Raw genomic sequence first — 26,763 nt, 5'->3', positions numbered from 1 at the left:
AGAAATGCTTTCATGTAGAAGGATATCACATGCAAGTAGCAGCCCAGTGCCAGGCACACGACCATATCGTTCAGTTCTATGAGAACGACGATTTCCTCGCTGATGTTGTGGCGGATTATCTGCATGCTGGGGCCCAGGCCGGGAATCGGTTGTTGGTGATATTGACCGCCCCGCATCTGGAAGCCATCACCCAACGACTGAAGACCAAAGGAGTGGACATCCACTCTGCCATCGCCAATGGCGAGTTCATTGCTCTCGATGCCCATATCACGCTCAATGCCATCATGCGTGATGGCATGCCCGACGAAACGCTATTCGAACGCCATGTGCTTGCTGGTCTCACCTCATCTTCCGCGCTCCCAAGACCCATTCGTGCTTTCGGAGAACTGGTCAATCTGCTTTGCGAGGCCGGCAACGCCGAGGCGGCGATACGCCTGGAAGAGCTTTGGCATGATGCCTGCCACCGCTCATCGCTAACCCTGTTGTGCGCCTATGCCATCGCCAACTTTCATGAGACCACCGACAGAGAAACGCTCGATGCCATATGCGACCACCATTCGCATGTGCTGCCGGCCGAAAACTACTGTCTGCTCCCTCCTCACCTACAGCTACGTGAGGTGACCCGACTCCAGCAACAAGCCCAGGTATTACGCCATGAAGCTCAATGCCGGGCCCAGGCCGAACACGCGCTCAATGCCTCCCAGCAGCTCTGCCACGACATGCTGACGGAACTTGCCAATCACGCTGGCCACGATGTATTGACAGGTCTACCGAATCGACAACACGCCCAAAACCGCCTGGCAGAGCTCATCGCCAATGAGACGAATAGCGAATCCAAGACGGCGGTGCTGCACATCGATGTCGACCGTCTGCAATCGATCAACGACTCGCTGGGTCTCGACATGGGCGACTATTTCCTGCACAGGACCGCACAGCGTATCAAGCGCTGTCTACGGCAGGGCCAGATTGTCAGCCGGCTAGGCAGCGACGAGATGCTGGTGGTACTTCCGGGCATCACGCGCACGGAAGAGATTCAGCCAATTGTCGAGCGACTGTTGATCTGGACCAGTGAACCAGTCGAGTTGGCCGGTCATAAGGTATTCTCTACTTGCAGCATTGGCATCAGCCTGTTTCCCGACCACGGCCGCACGGTCCACGAACTGATACGCAATGCCAGCCTTGCGCTTCGACAGGCCCAACGCAACGGATGCCGGCAGTATCAGATCTTCATCCCTGAGCTGCAGCGCAGTGAACCGGATCGCTTCGCTCTACGTGGCGCACTACGCGAAGCCATGCCACGTGGCGAGTTGGAGCTTTTCTACCAGCCTTTGATCTGCGCGCACACCCGACAGGTACTTGCCGTGGAAGCACTGCCACGCTGGAATTCAGCTCGGTTCGGCTCGATGGAGGCGCAGCAACTGGTACATGCCGCCGAAGAATCCGGCCTGACCGCTTCCATCGGACAGTGGGTTCTGGAGAAAGTCTGCCACCAGGGGCGTAGCTGGCTGGACTCGGGGGTCGGCCTGAAGATGAACCTCAATATCTCTACGACACAGTTGTTGCGCGACGATCTCGTCGACAAGGTGGGAGATGCCCTGATCGATAGTGGCCTACCCGGCAAGATGCTGGAGATAGAACTGACCGAAAACGTGCTGATGAGCGATCCCCGGCGGGCCAGCGATATTCTGCATGGCCTCAAGGGGATGGGGGTGAGATTGGCCATCGACGAATTCGGCAGCGGCCCTTCCGCCCTGACCCAACTTCACCGTTTCCCGGTCGACACCATCAAGCTCGACAAGACACTCATCGACGGCATCACTGACAATACGCACTGCCAGGCGATCGTGCGCAGCCTCATCATCATGGCCCATGAGTTGGGGCTGCAAGTGGTCGCCAACGGTGTGGAGACACGAGAGCAAGCAATTATTCTTCGCCATAAGGGCTGCGACATACTCCAGGGACGCCTTTGGGCCCCCTTGGAATACAGTGGCAGCTTGGACGAAGCCGACAACGACTGATCATGAGATGTCCGCCCCGGCTGGGTTTGCCCCCTTCCCCCGAGCTTCTGACACGGATCCGCTTGATGGGCATTTGAGCCCAGCGAGTCATGGCTGACGCTAAGCCTGCACTGACGTAGGCTGTTGGCATCACAGCCCATTTCCTTGCGGAGCCCCAGATGAGTGAAAGTGATGATCGCGAAGCACGCCACAAGAAGGCGATGCAGAAACTGAAGTCGCATGTAGACGAGAAGGTCGCCAACGCCACCGAACAACGTGGCCTGCTGCTGGTGTTCACTGGCAACGGTAAGGGCAAGACCACAGCGGCCTGGGGTACGGTGACACGCGCATTGGGCTACGGTTACAAGGTCGGCGTGGTGCAGTTCATCAAGGGATTGTGGGAATGCGGTGAGCGCGAACGCTTGATCGATGACGACAATCTCGAGGTGCAGGTGATGTCGACCGGGTTCACCTGGGAAACCCAGAACCGCGAAACCGACACCCAGGCGTGTCAGGAGGTGTGGCACGAAGCCGAACGCATGCTGGCTAACCCTTCCGTGTACTTGGTGGTGCTCGATGAGATCACCTATATGCTCAAGTTCGGCTACCTGGAATTCGAGGTACTGAAGATAGCGCTGGAAAATCGCCCCACCGAACAGACAGTGATCGTCACCGGGCGAAACGCTCATCGTGAATTGTTAGCCATGGCGGATACGGTGACCGAGATGCAGGAAACCAAACACGCCTTCAACAGTGGGATCCAGGCTCGACGCGGCATCGATTATTGATACCAGCGACGAACTTCCGCGCTATCGCAGCTTCCAAACCAGAGGTATGGCTGCTGAATCATCAGCATCCCAAGACTTTTTCAGACTTCACATGGAGTATCAGATGAACGCCAAGGGGATTCTCGACCAACTCATGAAGCAAGCCGGCGGTAGCAAATCGCAAGGCGGCGGATTCGACGTCGATCGGCTGATGAAGGGGCTGTCTTCCCAAGTCGGCAGCGGTCAAGGCCAGGCAGGCGGCAGCGGTGTCGACATGAAGAGTCTGTTGGGCGGTGGTGCTCTGGGTATGCTGATCGGTTCCAAGCGTGGCCGCAAGATGGGCGGCAAGGCATTGAAGTATGGTGCCATAGCCGGCGTGGGCATGCTGGCCTGGAAGGCTTGGCAGAACTATCAATCCGGCCAGGGTGACGATGCGCGGGAAGGCCAGCCGCTGGAGCGGCTACAGGGCCAGCAGCAGGAACAGCGCAGCCTGGAAATCCTGCAGGCAATGATCATGGCAGCACGTGCTGACGGGCATATCGACGAGAACGAGCGTGCCCAGCTCACCGAGCAGATCGATTCCATGGGGGCCGACGAGGAGTTGCACGCCTGGGTCGAGCGACAGTTCCAAGCCCCCTTGGACGCCGAAGCCCTGGCCAAGCAAGCCGACTCGCCGCAGGCAGCTCGCGAGATATACCTGGCCAGTGTGGCAATGATCGATGACCAGAATCCCATGGAGCGTGCCTGGCTCGATCAACTTGCCCAAGCCTTGGGGCTGGAGCCCGCCATGACAACGGAACTGGAACGCCAGGCGTTGGCTGCCGCTGAATGACACCAGCCGCCCCTTCCCCATGCCATCGCGCAGGTCGCCGGCCTCCGTTCATGATGTGTCATGGTCCGCCGTGCCTGCCAAAGTAGCGGTCCAGCCCCCATAGCAGCAGGCCGAACAACAGGTGCGGCAGGGCGGAAGCCGGGATCAGCTTGGGACCGATCGCCAGCCCGGCGAGTCCCCAGCCCACCATGGGGAAGAACACCACCAGGATGACTACCCACAGTACGGCGGCTAGGCCTAGTGCGGTCAGGAGGTTCTTGCGCGGGAAATACCGCACGAACACGACCGACCAGAAGGTCACGTAGACCGTATGGAAGAGCAAGCCGACCGGCATCGGCAACGTTCGCCCCAGCAGGGTCTCGGCAAAGGCCAAGGAAGGTGGCTTCGGGAAGGGCGAGACACCGGCCTTCAACAAGGTCACCATGACGATGGCGGTGAGAACCGACACCGCAATTCCGATGCCGATCGCCCTTGGCCAGGAAGGTTTGGCAGGGGGTGCCTGAATCATATTGCGCTCCTCATCCCTCTGGATAAGATTCTAATCCTTCAAGTAACTTGAAGGGCAATAGGAGAATCTCAGCCATGAGTGTCCGCGTCCGCGTGTTGAGCATAGGTGCCCTCGCCAAGGCCGCCGGGGTTACCACTCCAACCATCAGGTACTACGAGGAAATCGGGCTCTTGCCGAAGCCGAGCCGTAGCGCGAGCGGCCAGCGCGTCTACGAGGACGCCGACCTGGAACGCCTGATCTTCATCCGCCGCTGCCGGGATTTTGGCTTTCCAATCGAGCAGGTAAAGCTGCTCGCCGGACTTTCGATCAGCCCTGACCGCGATTGTACTGAGGTGCGCGACATCGCCAGCGCGCGTCTCGCCGACGTGCGCGCGAAGCTGGCGGAATTGCACGAGTTGGAGAGAAATCTCGAGGTATTCGTCGACCAGTGTGAGGAAGCGTGTTGCGGCGGCCCGGGGCGCAACTGTGTGGTGTTCAAGGAGTTGGCGAAGCAGGAATCCGATGGAAGTCGCTAGCCCAGATTTTTCATCAAGCTCGGCGGCCAATAGGCCGCCAGGAAGAGAAGGTCAGAGCGCCTGACCGAGAGTGTTCTATGACGCCCCATGTGGTGGGGCGTACTTGCGAGCATGGTTGGGCTTTCTAGCCCCACGATGGATCAGATTTCGAATCCCAGGCCGAAGTCTTCCGCAGACATCGCCATCAGCGATCCGGCGCCGGCCTGGATCATCTGGGCGTGGGCACGGGTACGCGGCAACAGGCGTTGATAGAAGAAACGCGCGGTGTCGAGCTTGGCCTTGTAGAAGGCATCTTCCTCACCACCCAGGGACTGCTGCGCCTGTTTGGCGGCACGCGCCCAAAGGTAAGCCAGGGTCACGTAGCCAGCATAAATCAGATAGTCGACACTGGCGGCCCCCACTTCTTCGCGATCGTGCATGGCTTTCACGCCGACTCCCATGGTCAGGTCACCCCACTCACCGTTGAGCTTGGCCAACGGTGCGATGAATTCCTTGAGTTCGGCGTTGTCGGCTTCAGCCTGGCAGAACTTGTGAATCTCTTTGGTGAAGACCTTGAGCGTTTCACCTTGGGACATCAGCACCTTGCGCCCCAGCAGGTCAAGCGCCTGGACGCCGGTAGTGCCTTCATACAAACGCGTGATGCGCGCGTCGCGCACCAACTGCTCCATCCCCCACTCCTGAATGAAGCCGTGGCCACCGAACACCTGCACACCTTCATTGGTGGCCTCGAAACCGGTTTCGGTCAGGAAGGCTTTGACGACCGGAGTCAACAGGCCCAGCAAAAGCTCGGCGCGTTCACGCTCGGCGGCATCCTGGCCATGCTCGACCAGATCGACCATCTGCGCGGTATACATCACCAGCATGCGCCCGCCCTCGGCAAACGCCTTCTGGGTCAGCAGCATACGGCGTACATCGGGATGCACGATGATCGGGTCGGCAGGCTTGTCGACCGCCTTGGGGCCGGAAAGTGCACGCATCTGCAGACGGTCGCGAGCATACACCAGGGCGTTCTGGAAACTGGCCTCGGCAAGCCCCAGCCCCTGGATGCCGACACCGATGCGCGCCACGTTCATCATCGTGAACATGCAGGCCAACCCCTTGTTCGGTGCGCCGACCAAAAAGCCTTTGGCATTATCGAAATTCATTACGCAGGTGGCGTTGCCGTGGATGCCCATCTTGTGCTCCAACGAGCCACAAGCCACGCCATTACGCTCACCGGGATTACCATCGGCATCCGGCAAGAATTTGGGCACCACGAACAGAGAGATGCCCTTCGAACCCTCCGGAGCATCGGGCAGCTTGGCCAGCACCAGGTGGACGATATTTTCGGCCAGGTCGTGCTCGCCGGCCGAGATGAAGATCTTGGTGCCGGTGATATCGTAGCTACCGTCAGCGGCCGGTACGGCACGCGTCTTGATCAGGCCCAGATCGGTACCACAATGCGGCTCGGTCAGGCACATGGTGCCGGTCCATACCCCTTCGACCAACTTGGTCAGATAGGTAGCCTTCTGCTCGTCGCTGCCATGATGACGCAAGGCATCGGCGGCACCGTGGGAAAGCCCTGGGTACATCCCCCAAGCCAGGTTGGAGGCACAAATCATCTCGCTAAGTACCATGCCCAGCGAAGGTGGCAAACCTTGACCACCGAACTCCGGCTCGGCGGACAAGCTCGGCCAGCCGCCTTCGACATATTGCCGATAGGCTTCCTTGAAGCCCTTGGGCGCCTTGACCTCCCCGCCTTCCAGCAGGCAACCCTCCCGATCACCGCTCCGGTTGAGTGGCAGCAATACCTCGCGAGCGAAACGCGCCCCTTCCTCGAGAATGGCACTCACCACATCCGGCGACGCCTCTTCCCCGCCCGGAAGGCGAGCATAATGAGCAGGGAATTCCAGCATTTCGTCCATCACGAAACGCAGATCGCGCAAGGGGGCCTGATAGTCGGGCATGTCGAACACTCCTGAAAACGATGCAAGGCAGCCAAGCCAATTCAAACATATGTTTGAAATTAGCCGGCCCAGCACCCACAGTCAAGCGTTCGTTTAAATTAGTACGGCGCTGCGCGCCTGGAAGAAGGAAGGTTGAAGAACGTCGCTTCGCGACTGAAGAAAAGAAGAAAGAAGAATTATTGGCCACTTCCCACTTCCCACTTCCCACTTCCCACTTCCCACTTCCCACTTCCCACTTCCCACTTAAAGCTTACGGCGTAGCCGGGTCATTGCATCCGAATCCCACCATCGAGGCGAATCACTTCACCGTTGAGCATGGGGTTGGTGATGATCTGCTCGGCCAGCATGGCAAATTCCCCTGGCTTGCCCAAGCGCTTGGGAAATGGCACCGCAGCGGAGAGTTCCGCCACTGCTTCGTCGGGAAGTTCGCTCATCATCGGCGTTTCGAACACACCGGGGGCAATCGTCATCACCCGAATGCCGTGGCGCGACAGTTCGCGGGCCAACGGTAGCGTCATGCCCACCACCCCTGCCTTGGAGGCACTATAGGCAGCTTGGCCGATTTGGCCATCGAAAGCGGCGATGGAAGCGGTCGTGACGATCACTCCACGCTCGCCATCCTCGCCCGGCGAATTCCTGGTCATGGCAGCGGCAGCCAGGCGCATGACGTTGAAGGTACCCACTAGATTGATATTGACGGTTCTGGCGTAGGCATCGAGGTCGGCAGGCTTGCCCTCGCGATCGACGAGCTTGGCCACGCTCACCACACCAGCACAATGGATCACGCCATGCAGGCCGCTGCCTTCGCCACCCACGGCAACGGCCTTGTCCACCGCCGCCTGCATATCGTCAGCGGAGGTCACGTCACCGCGTACTGCCAAGGCCGTGTCTCCCAAGCGCTCGGCCAAGGCTTCCACTTGATCGCTCAAATCGCACAGCACCACCTGGGCGCCACCAGCGACCAAGCGCTCTGCAGTAGCCGCCCCCAACCCGGAGGCAGCCCCGGTGATCAAAAAGGTCTTGTTGCGTACTTGCATTGCCTTGCCTCTGCTTTCAAGTCAGTGACCGCGAGCGGTCATCATCGCGATCAGCTCACGTGCCAATTCTTCCGGCGAGCGCGGGCCAGCCGGGTCGTACCAGCGCACCGTCCAGTTCAATGCTCCCAGCACGAAGCGCGACACCAAGGCCTTGTCACCACGGATCAGGCCCACCTCCAAGGCATCGGCGATCACGCCCTGCCACAGAGCCTCATAAGCATCACGCAAGTGAATCAAATGTTCGCGGGAGGCTTCGTCCAATCGACGCCACTCATACAACGCCACCACATGGGCATTGCGGTCAGTCAGCAAAGTTTCGAGATGTGCACGCGCCATGGCATGCAAGCGTGCTTCCGGCGTGTCCTCGCACTGCACCAAGGCATCATTGGCGATGACCAGAGCATTCTGGGTGCCCTCCTCGATTACCGCACAAAGAATCTCCTGCTTGTCGCGAAAATGGTGGAACAGGCTGCCCGATTTGATGCCCATTTCTTGGGCCAACATACGCACCGTGGTGCGGTCAAAACCTTCTTGTACGAAGAGTTGGGCCGCGACTCGGGTCAATTCCTTGCGGCGAGGTGAGTCGTTCACTACATTCATCGCATTTACACTAGCGCTTGCTTGGTTATGCTTGAGCAAACCATAGCCACTCATGATGGTCAACGCCATAAGGGCATTACAACGATAGCGTCACCTCAGAACGCCAGGAGTACCGTTATGTCTCACGATGACATCGTCATTCTTTCTGCTGCCCGTACGCCAATGGGCGGTATGTTGGGCAGCCTTTCCAGTCTTACAGCGCCCGAGCTAGCCGCGGCCGCCATTCGTGCCGCCATCGAGCGCGCTGGGCTCGCCAACGAGGCGCTTGACGAAGGCATTTTGGGCTGCGTATTGCCGGGTGGCGTCAAGCAAGGTCCTGCGCGCCAGGCGATGCGTCAGGCCGGGATTCCCGACGCTGTCGGCGCCACTACCATCAACAAGTTGTGCGGTTCGGGCATGAAGGCAACGATGCTGGCTCATGACCTGATCCGTGCCGGCAGCGGCAGCATCGTCCTCGCCGGTGGCATGGAGTCGATGTCCAACGCGCCATATATCCTCACCAAGGCACGCAGCGGCTACCGCCTGGGCCACGGCGAGTTGAAGGATCATATGTTCTACGATGGCCTCGAAGACGCCGAGACCGGCAAGTTGATGGGGGCATTCGCTCAACAGATCGCCAGCGAACGCGGCTATTCGCGCGAACGCATGGACGATTTCGCCATTGCATCACTGGAACGGGCCATGGCGGCACACGAGGCAGGTCATCTGACAGGTGAGATGGTGCCGGTGACGGTCACCTCGCGCCAGGGCGAAAGCGTGGTCGAGCACGATGAGCAGCCCTTCCAGGCCAAGCTCGACAAGATCCGCAACCTCAAACCGGCCTTCGCCAAGGACGGCACTATCACTGCGGCGAATTCCAGCTCGATCTCCGACGGCGCCTCAGCGCTGATCGTGGCCAGCTCGGCTGCTGCCAGTGCCCATGGTGCAACCCCCGTCGCACGCCTACTTGGCCATAGTACTCACTCCCAACATCCCAGCGAGTTCACCATCGCCCCGGTAGGCGCCATCGGCAAGCTGCTGGACAAGCTCGGCTGGAGCGTGGATGACGTCGACCTGTTCGAGATCAACGAAGCCTTTGCCGTCGTCACCCTGCTGGCCATGGATGGACTGAACATCCCCCATGACAAGGTCAATGTGTTCGGTGGTGCCTGCGCCCAGGGCCATCCCATCGGCTCCACCGGCTCGCGTATCATCGCCACGTTGATCAACGCCCTACGCGTCAAAGGCGGCAAGCGCGGTATCGCCAGCCTATGCATTGGTGGCGGTGAAGCCACTGCAGTGGCGATCGAACTGGTCGAATAGCGCCTTTTCTCTCTGCCTATTCCGGGCCGCCCACGGGCGGCCCGTTTACGTTAGTGCGCCGTCATCGACATATGCCACTTCACATATATGGAAAAACATATATCATGACATGAATGTGTGGCCGACATGGCGAAGCGCCTCGGCCCCTGCCCCCTGAATGATAGGCCCTGACCATGAACGACCTGCCTAATATCATCGACAGCCACTTCCAGGCGCCCGACACCGATAGCCTGTTCGATGCTACGCCTTCGCAGCATCCACCACGTATCCTGCTGCTCTACGGCTCGCTCAGAAAGCGCTCCTTCAGCCGCCTGGTGGTGGAGGAAGCCGCCCGCCTGCTGCGTGCAATGGGCGCCGAGGCACGTATCTTCGATCCTCACGGCCTACCATTACCGGATGCCGAAGATGCCTCGCACCCCAAGGTCGCCGAGCTACGCGAACTCGCCCAATGGGCTGAGGGCATGGTGTGGTGCTCCCCCGAACGCCATGGCGCCATGAGCGGGATCATGAAGGCGCAGATCGACTGGATACCGTTGGCGTTGGGCGGGGTACGCCCCACTCAGGGCAAGACACTCGCCGTGATGCAGGTCTGCGGCGGTTCGCAATCGTTCAATACCGTCAACCAATTGCGGGTACTGGGTCGCTGGATGCGCATGCTGACCATTCCCAATCAGTCGTCGGTACCCAAGGCCTTCCTGGAGTTCGACGACGATGACCGCATGAAGCCCTCCCCTTTCTATGATCGCATCGTCGATGTCATGGAAGAGCTGATGAAGTTCACTTGGCTGATCCGCGACCGCAGCCACTACCTGACCGACCGTTATTCCGAACGTAAGGAAAGTGCCGAGGAAGTGTCGAAGCGCGTCAACCAACGAGCGATGTAGGGGAAACGAAGATGACGACACATCAGGAGGCGCAATCGCCTACCACATCCAACGGTATGGGCCTATTCGAAAGATTCCTGTCCGTATGGGTGGCACTGGCCATCGTCACCGGCGTATTACTCGGCCAGTTCGTGCCGGCCGTTCCCGAAACCCTGTCACGCTTCGAGTATGCCCAGGTATCGATTCCGGTGGCGATCCTGATCTGGGCGATGATCTTCCCGATGATGGCACAGATCGACTTCACTGCGGTACTTGGTGTACGCCGTCAGCCCAAGGGATTGGTGATTACCACCACGGTGAACTGGTTGATCAAGCCCTTCACCATGTTCGCCATCGCCTGGTTCTTCCTGATGGTGGCGTTCCGTCCATGGATTCCGGAACCACTGGCGCAACAGTACCTGGCCGGCGCCATTTTGCTCGGTGCGGCACCATGCACCGCCATGGTTTTCGTATGGAGCACCCTGACCCGCGGCGACGCCGCTTATACCCTGGTGCAGGTCTCTCTCAACGACCTGATCATGCTATTCGCCTTCGCGCCCATCGTGGTTTTCCTGCTCGGGGTATCGAACATCCAGGTGCCGTGGGACACCGTGGCCTTGTCTGTGGTGCTCTACATCGTAATCCCGCTGGCTGCCGGTTACCTGACCCGGCGTATCTTGATCGCCCGACACGGCATCGAATGGTATGACAACGTCTTCCTGAAGCGGGTTGGACCCATTACGCCGGTCGGGCTGATCGTCACACTAGTACTGCTGTTCGCCTTCCAGGGCGAAGTGATCCTGACCAACCCGCTGCATATCGCGCTGATTGCGATTCCGTTGATCATCCAGACCTTCCTGATCTTCTTCATCGCATACGGTTGGGCCAAGGCCTGGAAGGTACCCCACAACGTGGCCGCTCCCGGCGCCATGATTGGTGCCAGCAACTTCTTCGAACTGGCGGTGGCCGCCGCCATCGCGCTGTTCGGACTACAATCCGGCGCGGCGCTGGCCACGGTGGTCGGCGTGCTGGTGGAAGTTCCGCTTATGCTCGCGCTGGTACGCATCGCCAACGGCACACGCCACCACTTCCCTGGCGCAGCCAACGCCCCCTATGAATTGAACAAGTCTGGCTGAGAAGGTGAACATTGTGGCGTGCCCATTTCCGGCACGCCGCGTTCTTTCAGCACATCGCCTCTCGCCTTTCCGGGCGATTCCCCATCCCGGCCAGGCGACGCTGGAGCCCAGCCAGACGGTAGCTTTCGCCTTCTGCCGCGGCCTTCAGGGTGACGCTTGCCCAATCGGGCAGTGAGGGCTCCAGGCCATAGTAGACCCACTGGCCCTCGCGGCGATCACTGAGCAGGCCACAGGAACGCAACTGGGCCAGGTGACGGGAAATCTTGGGTTGAGACTCTCCGAGCGCATGCGTCAGTTCGCATACGCACAGTTCACCTTCACTGTGGATCAGCAAGGTCAGCAGCAGACGGGTATCGTCTCCCAAGCATTTGAAGAATCGAGTTGGAGCCAAGGAAGTCAAGTCATCACCCAATGTCGATACATCATGACAGTCTATCTCAAGCATCTACACACCAATAGCCGAGCCGCTCTCCTCCACGGCCCCAGCTACCCACCCATATCGCTTTGTTCGGTGTCGCGCTGCACTCGGTCACGAGGCAACGCCAATGCCATCGCCGCACTCAGCGCCACCAGCGCCGCCGATACCCACAGACAGGCGGCCAGCCCCTGCACCTGGTACAACCATCCCGATAGTATCGTGCCCAGCAGCCGCCCCATGGCATTGGCCATATAGTAGAAGCCGACATCCATCGACACCCCCTCGGCGCGGGCATAGTGCACGATCAAGTAGCTATGCCAACTGGAGTTGATCGCGAACAACACACCGAAGACCAGCAATCCGGCCACCAGCCAGCCGATCGCCGCCAGTGGCAACAGGGCCAGCAACGCAGGCAAACCAGCCAGGGCCAGTGCCCAGCCCACGGTGACGGCACGCGCATCGCCCTTCACCAGACGTGTCAGATAAGGGGCCTGGGTTTGCACACCTCCATACCCGATCACCCAAACCGCCAGCAGGCCACCAACGGTCCAGTGACTCCAGCCATGCAGGTCGTAGAGAAATACCGGCAACGCGACCACGAACCACACGTCGCGGGAAGCGAATAAGCACAGGCGCGCCGCCGACAATACGTTGACCGCTCGCGACGAGGAGAACACCTCACGAAATTTCGGCTTCTGCTTCTGGCGCCCAAGATCGGCACGCAGCCGCCACAGCGATAACCCAAGCACGCCGACCAGCATCAATGCCATGACGATCACCGCGCCACGGAAGCCGATCAACGTCAGCAGCAGGCCTCCGACGAAGAACCCCGCCCCCTTGAGGGCATTCTTCGAACCGGTCAGCAATGCCACCCAGCGGAACAGCGCACTCTGGGCATTCGCGCTCTCCTTGGGCACCAGCACCTTGACCGCGCTCTTGGCGCTCATCTTGTTGAGGTCCTTGGCGACCCCCGACAGCGCCTGGGCCGCCATCACCCAGGGTACGGTCAATGCCGCGGTCGGTACCATCAGCATGGCCAGCGCAACGATCTGCAATGCCAGCCCCAGGTTCATGGTACGGTTGAGCCCCAACCATGCACCCAGCCACCCGCCGACCAGATTGGTGACCACGCCGAACGCCTCGTAGAAGAGGAACAGCATGGCGACTTCCAGTGGCGAATAACCGAGTTGGTGGAAGTGCAGCACCACCAGCATGCGCAGGGCGCCATCGGTCAGGGTAAAGGCCCAGTAGTTGCCGGTGATCAGCAGATACTGACGCACTTCGAAGGGCAATTGCCTCAAGCGTGCGCCGAGCGACATCCCGTCAGCCACGGCCCACCTTCAATGCCAGTTCCACGGTGCGGTTGGCATAGCCCCACTCGTTGTCGTACCAGGCATAGAGCTTGAGCTGGGTGCCATTGACGACCATGGTCGACAGTGCATCGATGATCGAACTGCGCGGATCAGTGCGATAGTCGATGGACACCAGCGGACGCTCCTCGTAGCCCAGAATGCCAGCAAGCTCCCCTTCGGCGGCAGCCTTGAGCGCGGCATTGACCTCTTCGACCGTAACCGCGCGCTCCAACTCGAAGACCATGTCGGTAAGCGAGGCATTGGCCAGCGGCACGCGCACGGCATGACCGTTCAGTTTGCCCTCGAGTTCCGGGAAGATCGCGGTGATCGCCTTGGCCGAGCCAGTCGTCGTGGGGATTAGGCTCATGCCGCAGGCCCGCGCCCGGCGTAGATCCTTATGCGGAGAATCGAGGATCGACTGGGTATTGGTGATGTCGTGCACCGTAGTCATCGAGCCGTGACGAATACCGAAGGTTTCGTGGATCACCTTGACCGGCGGCGCCAGGCAATTGGTGGTACAACTCGCGGCGGTGACGATGCGATGGATGTCGGGATCGTAGCGATCGTCGTTGACGCCCATCACCACGTTGAGCACGCCCTCTTCCTTGACCGGCGCCGAGACCACGACTCGCGCCACTCCTTGGTCAAGGTATGCCTGGAGCTTGTCACGGCTCTTCATCTTGCCTGACGCTTCGATCACCACATCGCACTGCGACCAGTCACTCTCGGCTAGTGCGCGATTGGAACTGAACGGCAGGCGCACACCATCGACGACGATGGCGTCACCTTCGGCTTGAATACCCTGCCCTGGCGCCCAATGGCCATGTACCGAGTCGAATTGCAGCAAATGAGCGAACGTTGCCGCATCACCGCCCGGGTCGTTGATTCGCATCAACTCGACCTGCCCGCCAGCAACGCTTGCCCACAGGCTGCGTAGTGCCAGGCGCCCTATGCGCCCGAAGCCGTTGATGCCGATACGTAACGTCATATTGATCTCCCGATGGACAGCTCTGGACAACTACTGGGTCGAGCGTGCCTGAACATCGAGCCAAAGCTGCAAGCGATTGCGATCTTGGCCATGGACATCCCCAAAATCACATATGTGGAATTCCATATATAGTAGCAGAAGATGTCAGTTTTATGTCACTGACTATTGACGTGTGATAGTAGCGGTCACTTTCCAGTAGGTAGCAGCCATCCGCTTTCCGGAACGTCGATCAGAACAGGATGTCGTCGAAGCTCTCTTCCTCGGACGTCGCTGTTTGCTTGGATGACGGAACGTCTTCGGATGGCAAAGAGATCAACTCGGCCTCCGACTCACGAGGCAAACCAAACAGCCGGTCATGCAGGCGCCGTTCGCTATCCATCGTATAGCGTCCTCGCAGGCGGGCAATCAACTCGGCATCGATATCGCTCAAGCCCGGGAGTTCTTCACCGGAGTGAGCGAACGCTTCAAGCCCTGTCAAGGTATAGCGCCACTCGTCGCTGAAGCCTTGGTGATTCGCGACATTAGCGGCCGCCTCCTCGAGTAGGCGCACTGCCCGGGGGCCGGCTTGAGCTACCGTCTCAGCACGTTCACGCAGGCGCTCGACCACTCCTTCGAGTTCGCCCTGAACGGTGTCGACTTCCTTTTCAAGGTCAGCAGCCCCCTCCCCCCCTTCGGCCGACCATTCCCGTGCAAGATGCTGGGCCAGCATGTCAGCTTCTTCCAGGCCTGCAAGAATGGCTCCCGAGGCAGTCACCGTCTGTCCGGCGAGATCGCCCAAAAATCCCGCCACGACCCTCAGGGCACGCCCACGCTCTCCCAACTGGCTGCAGCGAATGGCGGTATTAAGACTGAGGAGGCGTATGCGCTGCTCGATATCTCGGATCGCGTCCAGCCGTTCGACCATTTCCGTCATGGCATGCGCGGCCTCGACAGCGACTTTTTCCAGCCCGACACGAGTGCGTTCGAAATCCTCGAACAAGCTGCCAATACCGCGCAAGTCATCCGTTATCGCGGCCAGAGCCGTGCCACTGGTCGCCAGGAGAGCATCGGATTCCTGACCGTTGTCGTGCAATGCAATCGCGGCATCCGCAGCCAGTTGGCGCAATGTCTCCGCTAATTCAGCGACACGTAGATCGAAATCGCATGTCGCTTCGTCCAGTTGTGCCACCTGCAAGCGACATACGGCAGCGATGTCATTGTCGCGAGTCGCGACCTCCTCATCGCTTGCGACATGCTCCATCAAGGCGCTCAAGGCCTGCTCGACATGCTCGATACGCTGGCGGGTAATGTCACCGATCTGCAGGGCGGAGACCGCCATGCCGACGCGTGACCCGATCTGACTGGTCAAGTGTGAGTGCTCGGCAGCCTTGATCGCTCCTCGTTCACGATGCTCCGCCACACTTGCCAGATGGTCATCCATTTGCGTAGCGATTCGAACCAAGGTATCACCATGGCGAGCCGAGAAGCCGGCACTGGCGCGTTCCGCGGTGTCCAAGCTTGCCATCAGCCGCTCATGAGCACGCGAAAACTCCCCCACCACATGATCCACACGCCGCCCCAGCTCGTCCATGTCGGTGGTGAATACCGCGAACTCTCCCTCCTGCCCCCCAAGATCGGCGGCCACGATACGCGCATTGGTGGTGATGATCTCGATGGTGGCAGCAGCCCGGCACAAATCCCGAAGAGGAGATACCACCCCCGCCGTCATCGTGGACAGACGAGCAATAGGTGTCTGTCCACCTACATGCGAACCTCCCATCGCCATGACCTGGTCGCGAATCGACTCCAACCGACGCGCGGCTTGCGAGAAAGCTTGACCTCCCAGTTCCGCTGGCATGCCCTCATGGGCCGCCGAGATCTCGTTCAGCAACTGTACACAGCCAATCAGGCTATCGCCCATCTCCAGGAAGATACGCTCGATATCGGCGCGAGGAGCGGCAAGCCGTTCGAAGATTGGAACCAATTCAGACATCAAACTGGAACTTGCCACCATCATGAAGCCCCACTCTTGATGTCCCCAACACCACTATCCATCTCCGCCGGTGCGATCAGCGCCACCTCCGTGGAAGCGAACAGATGGTCGAGTGCCAGGACAGTGACGAAAGCGCCGTTGCGCCGACCGATGCCGACGATGAACTCGGGTCGCCAGCCGGCTCCGACTCGCGGTGGCGGCTCGAGATCAGTGTCGTCGAGCGGGGTGACTTCGAAGACACGATCAGTCTTCAGGCCCAGGGTCAGCTCATGGCCTTCCATGCGCGCCTCGAGCACGATGATGCGCGTATTCTCGGTATCTTCCCCGGCATCGAAACCGAGCTTCACCCGCAGGTCGACCACCGGCACCCCCTGCCCGCGCACATCGATCATGCCCAGGAACCACGGCGGTGCATGCGGCAGGCGCGAAAGTGGCTGACTTTCCAGAATTTCCCTGACCCGCTCGACTGGCACCGCAAGCAGTTCACTGGCGATACCCAGGGTTACATATTGCGTGATTTCCGCCATCATATTTCTCCTTCGTTCCCACCTGCCAAGGCAGGCAAACTTGCGGTGCGGAGCAAGCCTGCCAGCGGCTGTGCATTGTCTCTTTCGGACTGAGTTCGACGTCCGCCGACCTGGAAGTAGCCGATTGCCGCTTGCAGCCGCTCGGCCTGGCTGGAGAGTTCTTCGGCAGTGGTCGACATCCGCTCGGCGGCGGAGGTGTTCTGCCGGGTCACCTCGTCGAGCCGCTGGATGGCGGTATTGACTTGACCGGCTCCGGCACTCTGCTCGTTGCTCGCCGCCGAGATCTCGGCAATCAGCCCGGCACTCTTCTGGATGTCCGGCACCAGCCTGATCAGCATCTCGCCGGCATTCTGCGCAGCCTTGACGGTATCGCCGGACAGCCCTGAGATCTCCTGCGCTGCTGCCTGGCTACGCTCGGCCAATTTGCGCACCTCGGCGGCCACCACCGCGAAACCGCGCCCATGCTCACCGGCACGTGCTGCCTCCACCGCGGCGTTGAGCGCCAACAGGTCGGTCTGGCGAGCGATGTCCTGGACGATCAGGATCTTCTCGGCGATGGTCTCCATGGCCCCCACCGCCTCGCTCACGGCACGCCCGGAGGCCTCGGCGTCATTGGCTGCGTCGCGGGAGATCTTCTCGGTCTGGGCGGCATTATCCGCGTTCTGCTGGATATTGGCGGTCATCTGCTCCATCGACGACGAGGCCTGCTCGGCGGAAGCGGCCTGCTCGATGGCATCCTGGCTGAGCCGTGTGGAAGCCGTCATCATTTCCTGGCTGCCGGACGCCACGCGATGGGTGGCCACGGACACCTCGCCGACCACTGTTTTCAGCTTGATGGCCATGCGATTGAGCGCATCGATCAGCACCTTGAACTCATCGTTGAATCTTGCCGTCGCATTCGCATCGAGAGCGCCCGACGCCACCGCATCGGCCAACCGCAGTGAACTGGCCAGGCCATGTTTTATGCGGCGTGCAATGGTGAAAATGATGACGAAGAGCACGAGCCCAACCAGCGCGAAGACGATGGCCAACCGCTTGGCATTGTCCCAGAACAAAGCATCGAGATCGTCGATGTAGATGCCCGTGCCCACGATCCAGCCCCATGGGGCGAAACCGGCGACATAGGAAGCCTTTGGCACCGGCTCGTCGAAACCTGGCTTCGGCCATAAGTATTCGACGATTCCCTGGCCGTGCTCCTTGACGGTATCGACCATTTCAATGAAAAGCCGTTTGCCACTCGGGTCCTCGAAACCGGACAAATCCTGACCATTCAGCTCCGGCTTGACCGTGTGCATGATCATGGCCGGCGTCATATCGTTGACCCAGAAATAGTTGCCACCGCCATAACGCATGCCCTTGATGGCATCGAGGGCGCGCTTCTGCGCCTCCTCGCGACTGAGTGTGCCGTCTAGCTCCTGCTGGTGGTAATTCGCAAGGACCCCCATGGCACTTTCGACCAACGATGCCAACGCTGCCTGGCGCTCGTTGACAAGGTGCTCCTGCTCCTGAAACAGGCTGAACACTCCCAGGCCGACCATACCCAGAATCATCACTACGACCAGCAGATTAAGACGCGTTGAGATACGCAGGAATCTCATTATCTTTCACTTTCCCTCAATTGGCTTTTCAATGGATTCCTGAGCATGAAACCAACAGCATCAAGCCATTCACCCGATACCCTTACTATCGGCCACGGTGAACGAGACCGAAGTCTGCCTAGATCACTGCCCGCGCGATTCGGACAGCTGATACGCAAACTGGATAACGACGTTTCTGTCCGAGAGTCTCGCGACGACAGGCATGAAAAATCATTCGGGCGGAACGAACCCGCTCGCGAACGATTAGGTACCGCTGATCATTGAGGGTGAAGCCGCCAACGGCCTTTTCCTGCTTGGAGCGTAATACCGTGGTCGTCATGAATAAAAGAAAAAGCCGCCCGGGCGGGGGTAATCGACACCGGGCGGAAGGGGCACTCAGTATTAGGCACATCAGTCTTCATATGTGCCGTTCGAATTCGGTATCCAGAGCATCATCGATCGGGTTCATCTCTCCCCCTCACAACCTTTCCCTGGCAGACCTTTCACTCTCTTGTTTTCTCGGAAGTTTCAGGATGGGGGGATGTTGAATTGTCGTTCAACAAACTATCAAACAATTCGTTACAGAAATAGCATCAGCAGCAAGTAGATGCGCTTTTCGGATATGTTTTTCACATACCGGATACACAACAATCGCCCAAGGCAGCTCGACACCTGGCTGCCCGAAACCTTACAAGAACTTGGGCACCAATCTCTCGACGGCTCTGCCACTTGGCTATATTCTGGTGCCAAATGGCAACGATGGAGGACAATGCCATGGCCGTCGTCGAGAATCACGCAGAACAGGAACCCAACATCCTGGAACGCACCCTGAAGCGCTTGATGGGCAATCGGGCCACCAAAGCGCGATCTGCCTTCGAGATCCACGAGTTGATCGAGAAAGGGCTGCCATCTCAAGACATTATCCACTTCGTAGAGTCGGTTGACCTTCTCCATGACAAGAAGATTGTGGTCAAGGTGATCGGCATGTCCGAGCGCACGCTGTACCGCCGCGTCAAAAAGCCGGAGCCGCTCACCGCGGAACAAAGCAGTCGCGCTTGGCGGTTTGCCGAAATCCTCACCAAGGCGGAGGATGTATTCGGTGACCCCGAGGAAGCCCAGCGCTGGATGAACACGGCTGCCATGGGGCTGGAAGGTCGCAAGCCGATCGACCTGATCACCACCCAAGTGGGCTTTGAGCTAGTCGACGACTTTCTGACTCGTATGGATTATGGGGTCTACACCTGATGGCTAGCCGTCCAGCAACCGACGAGATCTGTTTGTGGCGTCTGGAGAGAGAGCGCCACCTTGAGACCTGGGATAGTGGTATCGGCGCCGAGCTGGGCGGCGGGCGCTGGAATTCGAAGGGGCGGGCAGCCGTCTATGGTTCGCTCGACCCCTCTACCGCCATCCTTGAGGTCGCCGCTCACAAAGGGTTCAAGGCCTTGGACACCAAGGCGCACTTTCTTCTGTGCGCACGCATCCTGGCCCCTTCCCGGGTCTACGAGGTGACGCCGGAATCGCTACCTAACCCAAACTGGCTCATCCCAGGTTCCCCTGGCCAGGGCCAGCAGACACATGGAGATCATCTCCTAGAGGAGCATCCGTTCATCCTAGTGCCCTCGACGGTCTCGCGGTACAGCTGGAACATCGTCATGAACCCAGTCAGTGCCCAAGGGCTCTTTGAGCTCGTCATCCAAGAGAAATTCGCACTCGATACCCGCCTTAATTCACCCCATGGTCAATGACCGGGAGAAGCCAGCCCAAGAGTCATATTGACCAAGACATCGAGGCTGAACTTGCTGGTCTTGCAACGATGGCCTTGTGATGCCTTCTCATACTCATGGCTGCGCATGGAATCATTTCTGCTTACAGGAATAAAACCGCCCGACTCGGGAAATCCGAGCCGGATGGAAAGAGCTGTGAATGGCAGGCCAATGCCGTCAGATATTTTCGCTCCGCTCGAATTCGGCATCCAAGGCATCACCGGCCTCGCTCATGTCGAGGACGAAGCCTTCAATCGCAAGCTTCTGGAGAAGGGGTTCGAGATCGCCTGCCGGTGCGGGCCTTGCGAGAAGAAACCCCTGCAACTGGTGGCAGCCTATCGATCGGCAATAGTCCGCCTGTGCTGTCGTCTCGATGCCTTCAGCGGTCACCACCATCCCGGTATTTCGGCAAAGGGTCATGATGGTTTGGAGTACCGATTTTGCCGCCGCCTCACCCCGCGCCCAGCCGGCTAGGAAAGAGCGGTCGATCTTCACCTTGGTGATTGGCAGGTCGCAGAAATAGCTGAGGTTCGAATAGCCGGTTCCAAAGTCGTCGATGGCGATCGAAATGCCCATTTCGCGCAATTCGGCAAGCTCCGCGACCACCTGCTCCGTGCGTTCCAGGAACAAGTTTTCGGTGATTTCCAGTTCCAGCTTGCTGCTCGAAAGGCGGTGTTTCTCCAGTGCAGTGCGTACCAGCGTGGGAATGTCACCAACAGCAAACTGGGCCGGCGACAGGTTGACAGAGACGAAAATGTCTCCGGGAAGCTGGGCGGAAAAGGCGCAGGCTTGGTCGAGGACCCATGCGCCAATGTCGGAAATGGCGCCCATTGCCTCGGCAACCGGGATGAACACGTCCGGCGAGATCGGCTTACCGTTCTCGTCCGACAGGCGTAGCAGTGCCTCGAAGCCTTCTAGCCGGCCGCTCTCCGTGTTGAAAACACCTTGGAAATGAAGCATGAAGGTATCGTTTTTCATCGCGTTGAAAATAGCGTCCTTCAGCTTCCGGCTGTCGCCGTGCGCTTCGCCAAGCGTCTCGTCGTAAACCTGGAAACGGTTCCGGCCGGAAGCTTTTGCCTTGTAGAGCGCCAGATCGGCACGCTGAATGAAAAGTTCGATCCCTTCACGGACATGCTGGCAGATGACCGAACCGACGCTTGCTGAAACCTGCACGGTGTTGCCCTGCAGGTCGAACGGCGCTTTCAGGCAGTCGATGATGGCCGACGCCGATGCTTCCAATGTGTGCTGGTCCGCGACATTGGCATGCGCCACCAGGAATTCGTCGCCGCCGACCCGGCCGACCATGCCGTTCTCTCCCGCGGCCTCCTTCAGGCGCTCTGCCGCTTCCTTGACCAGCGTGTCGCCTGCGGCATGCCCGTAGCGGTCGTTGATTTCCTTGAATCGGTCAAGGTCGACATAATGCAGCGCCAGCGACTGCGTGGCATCACCCTGCAGCCGTTCCTGCAGCACGTCAATGAAACTGGAACGCTTCAGCGTGCCGGTCATCGTGTCATGATGGGCATGGAAATGGAGGTTGCGGAGAGCTTCTTCCTTTTCCTTTTTCCGTCGCAGCGAGACGTATCCCAGCAGCGCAAGCGCGGCGATGACCAGACCCGCGACGGCCTGCACGGTGTGAATGATGGCCTGACTCTGGCGGTCAGCCCGGGCCAGGTAGGGCTCCATGGTGGTCGAGACTTCCATGACGGCACGCACATCATTCAGATGCCAGTCCCGCTTCGGCGAGTTCGGTGAGGAATTATGGCAGGCGACACAGCTCTCACTGACCATCCGGTCGGCCACCGCAACCTTCAGGACCCGCTGGCCATCGATGGTTTCCTCTCGTGAAACGACGGATTCGGGACGTTCCTGCAAGGAAGTCCAGGCATCCTTCTGGAAAGCGGTGAGCTGTCGCCCGGCGCGGTTTGGCCAGGGATAGGGGCTCGTCAGCGACAGCCGCACATTCTCCTTCGACAGAAGCTCGGCAATGTCCATGATGAAGGTGGTGGGAAAGGGAATGCTCTCGTCATCGGCGGTATAGTCGGCAGCAAACGGTATATCGCCCTGTTCCTTCACGCGGGCGGCGACGACGTTGCTGTAGAAACTACGGATCGTCTTGTATTGGGTGGCGAGTTGCAGGCTCGTGCGATACGCCGTCTCGATGGCTGACGAACGCATGGCGGATGGTAGGTAAAACGAAATATAGACTGTGACCAACACGACCGCGATCATGGCGGGGACGACCAGTTTCCAAGAATCTATGGAAATGACGTCGGTGCTTTTTTTATTCATTGGAAGCCACTATAAGTCGATGTCGTTCATCGGTTTCACTCTTGTCGGGGCCGAAGCCGCATATCGTGCCTGGTCATCGATGCGGAAGTATTAGCGCTTCTATCGGCCTGGGTTAGCGTGACCGAAGTGGCCATGGAACAATGTCTTCGTAATTCGGATGTAAATTACGCAGATCGGATGAGACTGTTCCAGTCGAAGACGAAAGCACGATAAAAAGCCGCCCGGCACGGAATCCATGCCGGACGGAAGGGGCTGACGTTGCGCTCGTCAGATTACGTAGGAAGCCGGGCCAATGCCGTCAGACGTGTTCGCCACGTTCGAATTCGACGTCCAGGGCATCATCGGTCTCGCTCATGTCGAGGTCGGAACCGCCACGGGTCCTTTTCTGCTCACCGCCGGCAGGCAGCGCCACATACCGCGCCTCCTCATCGAGGCGGAAGTAGGCGATGGCGGCCTGCAACTGCTCGGCCTGGGTGGAGAGTTCCCCGGCGGTGGCCGACATCTCCTCGGCGGCGGAGCTGTTCTGCTGGGTGACCTTGTCGAGCTGCTGAATGGCGGTGTTGACCTGGCCGGCCCCGGCCGTCTGCTCGCGGCTGGCCACCGAGATCTCGGCGATCAGCTCGGCGCTCTTCTTGATGTCCGGTACCAGTTTGGTCAGCATGTCACCGGCACTTTGTGCCGCCTTGACGGTATCGCCGGACAACCCGGAGATTTCCTGTGCCGCCGCCTGGCTGCGTTCGGCCAGCTTGCGCACCTCGGCGGCCACCACCGCGAAACCACGCCCATGCTCGCCGGCACGTGCCGCTTCCACTGCGGCATTAAGCGCCAGCAGGTCGGTTTGGCGGGCGATCTCCTGCACGATCAGGATCTTCTCGGCGATGGTCTCCATAGCCCCGACCGCCTCGGTCACGGCACGGCCCGAGGTCTCGGCATCGTTGGCCACGTCGCGGGCGATGCTTTCAGTCTGGGCGGCATTATCGGCGCTCTGCTTGATATTGGCGGTCATCTGCTCCATCGACGACGACGCTTCCTCGGCAGAGGCCGCTTGCTCGGTAGCACCCTGGCTGAGCTGCCCGGAGGCCGCCGCCATCTCCTGGCTGCCGGAGGCCACGTTGCGGGCGGTGCTAGCGACGCCGCCAATGACATCCGCCAGTTTCACGGACATTTCCCGCAAGGCGTACTGCAACCGCCCGACTTCGTCATTCGATGTCACTTCAAGCCGCTGTGACAAATCGCCTTGCGCCAGGCGATCCGCCACGCCAGCCGTACGATTGAGCGGCTTGACGACCATGCGGTTCAACAGCCATAGCAAAAGACCAAGCAAAACGATCACTGCAACGATCCCGATCAAGGTGGCGAGGTTGCGTATATCGACAACGGACGCCAGAACGACATCCGTCGGCACGGCAATCTCCAGCGTCCAGGGCGTATCGGTACCGCTGACGGTAACGGGCGTGTAGGTGCGATAGATCTCGCGGCCCGTTTCGGGGTCGACTGCGGTTTCGTGGAACACCTCTCCAGACACGATGCGCGCCTTGACCTGATCGAAGGTGCCGGTATCGCTCACACTCTGGCCAAGCAGGGCGACATCAGGGGTGCTGACATAAAAGCCACCGGAAGAAATCAGGCTCGCTTGGGCACCGTCGAAGGGCTTGATCCCGGAAATGGCTTCATGCACACCGGACAAGGGCATATCGACGCCAGTCATACCGAGAAATTGCCCATCGATCATGATGGGGACCACGAAGCTGGTCAGCAACACCTCCTCGCCGGCGATCGGGTAAAAATAGGGGTCGGTCAGGACGGGCTTGCCGGTCTGTTTGGGCAGCAGGTAGTAGTCGCCATCGCCTGGCACTTCATAGCTGAGGAGCGGTTCGACTTCAACGGCACCGCTTCCATTCGTCCAATAGGGAATGTAACGGCCCGTTTCGTCATGGGCCTTGGCATTGACATAGTCGGCATCGTGGCCATCGAACGCGTTTGGTTCCCACAGCGTATAGACGCCGACCAACTCAGGGTTGTCGATCAGCACCTGGCGCAACATCGCATCCGCCGCCTGGCGATCCGTCAGCCCTTCAAGCTTCAGGCCGGTCAAGGCTCCGGCCAGGGTTTGGGCCGTTCGCATGGACTTCTCAAGAGCGGTACTGACCTGCTCCGCTTCGGCACGGGCCGTTTCATTCACTTGCTCCAACATGGCCTGCTCATGCAACCTGGCGGTCCGGTCGGCAAGCAGGCCAATCGCACCGCCAAAGCCCAAGACGAGAAGCACGGCCATCAAGCCCCCGACTTTCGCCCCTAGGGATCGAAACGCCAACATATCCCTGATCCTGCTGTGTTGTCGTGCGTGCATGGCGGTTCCTCTTCTATACATAACATTCTGTTTTTCAGTGGTCTTTCCGGGCCACGCCCGTTTCCCTATCTTGTCGCCCCCTTCAGAGGCCCCGAGGAAAGAAGCTGGGGCAGTCTTTCGCACGGGCACTGGGCTTTCCTTTCCCCTATGCCTTGTTATCAATCCCCATTACTTGTAGTTATCGACCGCGATGAACGAGGCCAAAGCCCTCCCTGCCATCCGTTTACGTATCTCGGATAGCAATTGCGCAAAGCGGATGTCAGATGACCGGGAGACGCGTGCCGATATACGTCAGGAGAGGCGAAATAGCGGTAAGGGAAAGCTATTCGGCCCAGGAAATTCGGGCCGAACGGAAGGGGCTGATAGGCCAGAGACTTTACGCGATCTCGCTCATGTCGAAGGTGAAATCGCCAGCGCCTTCGAGGCCGGCCTGACACCACTCGAAGGCAACGCCGCCCACACTGGCTGCTCGTCAAGGCGGAAATAGGCGATGGTAGCCTGCAACTGTTCGGCCTGACTGGAGAGTTCCTCGGCGGTGGCCGACATCTCCTCAGAGGCAGAGGTGTTCTGCTGGGTGACCTTGTCGAGCTGCTGGATGGCAACGTTGACCTGACTGGCACCCGCATTCTGTTCGTTGCTGGCCGCCGAAATCTCGGCGATCAGCTCGGCGCTCTTCTTGATGTCTGGTACCAGCTTGGTCAACATCTCGCCGGCACTTTGCGCCGCCTTGACGGTATCGCCGGAGAGCCCCGAGATTTCCTGCGCCGCCGCTTGGCTGCGTTCGGCCAGCTTGCGCACCTCGGCGGCCACCACTGCAAAACCACGCCCATGCTCGCCGGCACGCGCCGCTTCCACTGCGGCATTAAGCGCCAGCAGGTCGGTCTGGCGGGCGATCTCCTGGACGATCAGGATCTTCTCGGCGATGGTCTCCATGGCCCCCACCGCCTCGGTCACGGCACGGCCCGAAGCCTCGGCGTCGATGGCGGTGTCACGGGCAATGCTTTCGGTCTGGGCGGCATTATCGGCGTTCTGCTGGATGTTGGCGGTCATCTGCTCCATTGAGGACGAGGCTTCCTCGGCGGAGGCGGCCTGCTCGGTGGCACTCTGGCTGAGTTGTTCGGCCGTGGCCGCCATTTCCTGGCTGCCCGAAGCCACGTTGCGCACCGCGCCGCTCACCTCACCGACCACCTCACGCAGCTTGGCGGTCATAGCGTTGAGCGCATCTATCATTTGGCCGGCTTCGTCTTTGGATTTTGCTGTCGTAACGGCATTGAGATCACCTTCCGCCACCGCCGTGGCAAGGGCAACTGCATCACGTAGACTGCGCCGGATGCGAACAGCCAAAAAGCCCACCATGGCCAGTCCAAGGACGATGGCCGCGCCCGTCGTCCAAATGGTAAGCCGGGTGAGGGAGCGAAAAAGCGCTTCCCCTGCCTGACGCGCTTCCGCGCTGGCTTCCAGTTGATATACGACGAGATCGTCGATTGCCCCGGTCAGCGGATCGATCGTTGGGTAAAGCGTCTGTTCCGCAAATTCGATCAGCCGGGAACGATCCCGATTCCGGTATATGTCCTTCAAGTTCTCGATTTGACGGTCAGCGAGCGCTTTGCGCTCCCTGACGGTCGAGATGATCTCCTTTTCGTTCTCGGTCAGATGGGTCGCAAGATAAGCTTGCCACTGCATCTCGATCTGCTCGAGGGCCGCCTCAATGTCTGCAAGGCCTTGCTCCCAGGAATTGGTCCTGGCGCGAGTCTTGTGGACGTTATCGACGATATCGACCGCATAAGCGTCCGATATCCGCTTGAGTTGCCGGAGTGGCACCACCCGATCATCGTAGATGGTACGCGTTACCCCCTCCATCCTGCTCATGCCGTTATAGCCCAGTAGCGCCACTGCAAGGAGCGCGACCAACGTCAGGCCCTGCACCGCAAACAGCTTGGCCGCAATTGTTCTCAGCATTCTCGACATAGCTTTCCCCCAACTCATAATTCATCTTCCCTTTCCCGTCGGCGGTTGATCGCGGG

General features: G+C 59.6%; 22 protein-coding genes. 9 read left to right on the top strand and 13 right to left on the bottom strand.

Annotated elements, in window-relative coordinates:
• The first annotated feature begins 29 nt into the window (after positions 1-29).
• From L861_RS23800 to L861_RS20155, 3 genes are all read left to right on the top strand, one after another.
• Complete coding sequence (locus L861_RS23800; RefSeq protein ID WP_016418509.1) at positions 30-2,018, top strand: putative bifunctional diguanylate cyclase/phosphodiesterase; 1,989 nt, start codon at positions 30-32, stop codon at positions 2,016-2,018.
• A gap of 158 nt (positions 2,019-2,176) precedes the next feature.
• Positions 2,177-2,785 carry a cob(I)yrinic acid a,c-diamide adenosyltransferase gene (gene cobO / locus L861_RS20160; RefSeq protein WP_016418508.1) on the top strand — a complete coding sequence of 203 codons (609 nt, stop codon included), beginning with the start codon at positions 2,177-2,179 and terminating at the stop codon, positions 2,783-2,785.
• Between the two features lie 103 nt (positions 2,786-2,888).
• A complete protein-coding gene (locus tag L861_RS20155) occupies positions 2,889-3,596 on the top strand; it encodes a tellurite resistance TerB family protein (RefSeq protein ID WP_016418507.1) in 708 nt (235 codons plus the stop codon).
• 58 nt (positions 3,597-3,654) lie between these two features.
• Here the strand turns inward: L861_RS20155 and L861_RS20150 are convergent, their stop codons facing one another.
• Positions 3,655-4,104, bottom strand: a complete 450-nt coding sequence (locus L861_RS20150; protein ID WP_016418506.1) for a hypothetical protein — start codon at positions 4,102-4,104, stop codon at positions 3,655-3,657.
• A gap of 74 nt (positions 4,105-4,178) precedes the next feature.
• On the opposite strand from L861_RS20150, the gene L861_RS20145 reads away from it, so the two are divergent.
• Positions 4,179-4,619: a MerR family transcriptional regulator gene (locus tag L861_RS20145; RefSeq protein WP_016418505.1), complete on the top strand. Its 441-nt coding sequence runs from the start codon at positions 4,179-4,181 to the stop codon at positions 4,617-4,619.
• Between the two features lie 140 nt (positions 4,620-4,759).
• Here L861_RS20145 and L861_RS20140 read toward each other — a convergent pair whose 3' ends face one another.
• The 3 genes from L861_RS20140 to L861_RS20130 all read right to left on the bottom strand — a co-directional run bounded on the left by L861_RS20140 (position 4,760) and on the right by L861_RS20130 (position 8,202).
• Entirely contained in the window at positions 4,760-6,565 is a 1,806-nt protein-coding gene (locus L861_RS20140) for an acyl-CoA dehydrogenase C-terminal domain-containing protein (RefSeq protein ID WP_016418504.1), read from the bottom strand.
• Positions 6,566-6,831: 266 nt separating this feature from the next.
• Positions 6,832-7,602 (bottom strand): SDR family NAD(P)-dependent oxidoreductase, encoded by a 771-nt coding sequence (locus tag L861_RS20135; protein WP_016418503.1) that lies wholly within the window; start codon positions 7,600-7,602, stop codon positions 6,832-6,834.
• Positions 7,603-7,623: 21 nt separating this feature from the next.
• Entirely contained in the window at positions 7,624-8,202 is a 579-nt protein-coding gene (locus L861_RS20130; RefSeq protein ID WP_027947854.1) for a TetR/AcrR family transcriptional regulator, read from the bottom strand.
• Positions 8,203-8,319: 117 nt separating this feature from the next.
• On the opposite strand from L861_RS20130, the gene L861_RS20125 reads away from it, so the two are divergent.
• From L861_RS20125 to arsB, 3 genes are all read left to right on the top strand, one after another.
• Positions 8,320-9,504, top strand: coding sequence for an acetyl-CoA C-acyltransferase (locus tag L861_RS20125; protein WP_016418501.1), 1,185 nt, complete (start codon positions 8,320-8,322; stop codon positions 9,502-9,504).
• Positions 9,505-9,677: 173 nt separating this feature from the next.
• Complete coding sequence (arsH, locus tag L861_RS20120) at positions 9,678-10,388, top strand: arsenical resistance protein ArsH (protein WP_016418500.1); 711 nt, start codon at positions 9,678-9,680, stop codon at positions 10,386-10,388.
• 11 nt (positions 10,389-10,399) lie between these two features.
• On the top strand, positions 10,400-11,503 hold the full coding sequence (gene arsB, locus L861_RS20115; protein ID WP_027947853.1) for an ACR3 family arsenite efflux transporter: 1,104 nt from the start codon (positions 10,400-10,402) through the stop codon (positions 11,501-11,503).
• Positions 11,504-11,549: 46 nt separating this feature from the next.
• Here arsB and L861_RS20110 read toward each other — a convergent pair whose 3' ends face one another.
• From L861_RS20110 to L861_RS20085, 6 genes are all read right to left on the bottom strand, one after another.
• Positions 11,550-11,948, bottom strand: coding sequence for a metalloregulator ArsR/SmtB family transcription factor (locus L861_RS20110; RefSeq protein ID WP_016418498.1), 399 nt, complete (start codon positions 11,946-11,948; stop codon positions 11,550-11,552).
• A gap of 41 nt (positions 11,949-11,989) precedes the next feature.
• Positions 11,990-13,240, bottom strand: a complete 1,251-nt coding sequence (gene arsJ / locus L861_RS20105) for an organoarsenical effux MFS transporter ArsJ (protein WP_016418497.1) — start codon at positions 13,238-13,240, stop codon at positions 11,990-11,992.
• A 4-nt stretch (positions 13,241-13,244) separates the two neighbouring features.
• Positions 13,245-14,261, bottom strand: coding sequence for an ArsJ-associated glyceraldehyde-3-phosphate dehydrogenase (locus L861_RS20100; RefSeq protein ID WP_016418496.1), 1,017 nt, complete (start codon positions 14,259-14,261; stop codon positions 13,245-13,247).
• A 229-nt stretch (positions 14,262-14,490) separates the two neighbouring features.
• A complete protein-coding gene (locus L861_RS20095) occupies positions 14,491-16,257 on the bottom strand; it encodes a methyl-accepting chemotaxis protein (RefSeq protein WP_016418494.1) in 1,767 nt (588 codons plus the stop codon).
• Entirely contained in the window at positions 16,254-16,763 is a 510-nt protein-coding gene (locus L861_RS20090; protein ID WP_201766446.1) for a chemotaxis protein CheW, read from the bottom strand. The genes L861_RS20095 and L861_RS20090 overlap by 4 nt, the downstream gene beginning before the upstream one ends.
• Positions 16,760-18,358, bottom strand: a complete 1,599-nt coding sequence (locus tag L861_RS20085; protein WP_016418492.1) for a methyl-accepting chemotaxis protein — start codon at positions 18,356-18,358, stop codon at positions 16,760-16,762. Before L861_RS20085 ends, L861_RS20090 begins: the two co-directional genes overlap by 4 nt.
• 753 nt (positions 18,359-19,111) lie before the next feature.
• On the opposite strand from L861_RS20085, the gene L861_RS20080 reads away from it, so the two are divergent.
• Positions 19,112-19,582 (top strand): Xre family toxin-antitoxin system antitoxin, encoded by a 471-nt coding sequence (locus L861_RS20080; RefSeq protein ID WP_016418491.1) that lies wholly within the window; start codon positions 19,112-19,114, stop codon positions 19,580-19,582.
• A complete protein-coding gene (locus tag L861_RS20075; protein ID WP_016418490.1) occupies positions 19,582-20,082 on the top strand; it encodes an RES family NAD+ phosphorylase in 501 nt (166 codons plus the stop codon). The genes L861_RS20080 and L861_RS20075 overlap by 1 nt, the downstream gene beginning before the upstream one ends.
• A 195-nt stretch (positions 20,083-20,277) precedes the next feature.
• Here the strand turns inward: L861_RS20075 and L861_RS23795 are convergent, their stop codons facing one another.
• From L861_RS23795 to L861_RS23790, 3 genes are all read right to left on the bottom strand, one after another.
• Positions 20,278-22,389: an EAL domain-containing protein gene (locus L861_RS23795; protein WP_081645911.1), complete on the bottom strand. Its 2,112-nt coding sequence runs from the start codon at positions 22,387-22,389 to the stop codon at positions 20,278-20,280.
• A gap of 298 nt (positions 22,390-22,687) precedes the next feature.
• The gene (locus L861_RS20065) at positions 22,688-24,664 is read right to left on the bottom strand and encodes a methyl-accepting chemotaxis protein (protein WP_161629063.1); all 1,977 of its coding nucleotides are present in this window, start codon (positions 24,662-24,664) and stop codon (positions 22,688-22,690) included.
• Between the two features lie 465 nt (positions 24,665-25,129).
• Positions 25,130-26,698 (bottom strand): methyl-accepting chemotaxis protein, encoded by a 1,569-nt coding sequence (locus L861_RS23790; RefSeq protein WP_016418485.1) that lies wholly within the window; start codon positions 26,696-26,698, stop codon positions 25,130-25,132.
• Between the last annotated feature and the right edge of the window lie 65 nt (positions 26,699-26,763).

This window comes from Litchfieldella anticariensis FP35 = DSM 16096, assembly GCF_000409775.1.
GTDB classification, from domain to species: Bacteria; Pseudomonadota; Gammaproteobacteria; order Pseudomonadales; family Halomonadaceae; genus Litchfieldella; species Litchfieldella anticariensis.
This window is presented reverse-complemented; position numbering and strand designations above follow the sequence as displayed.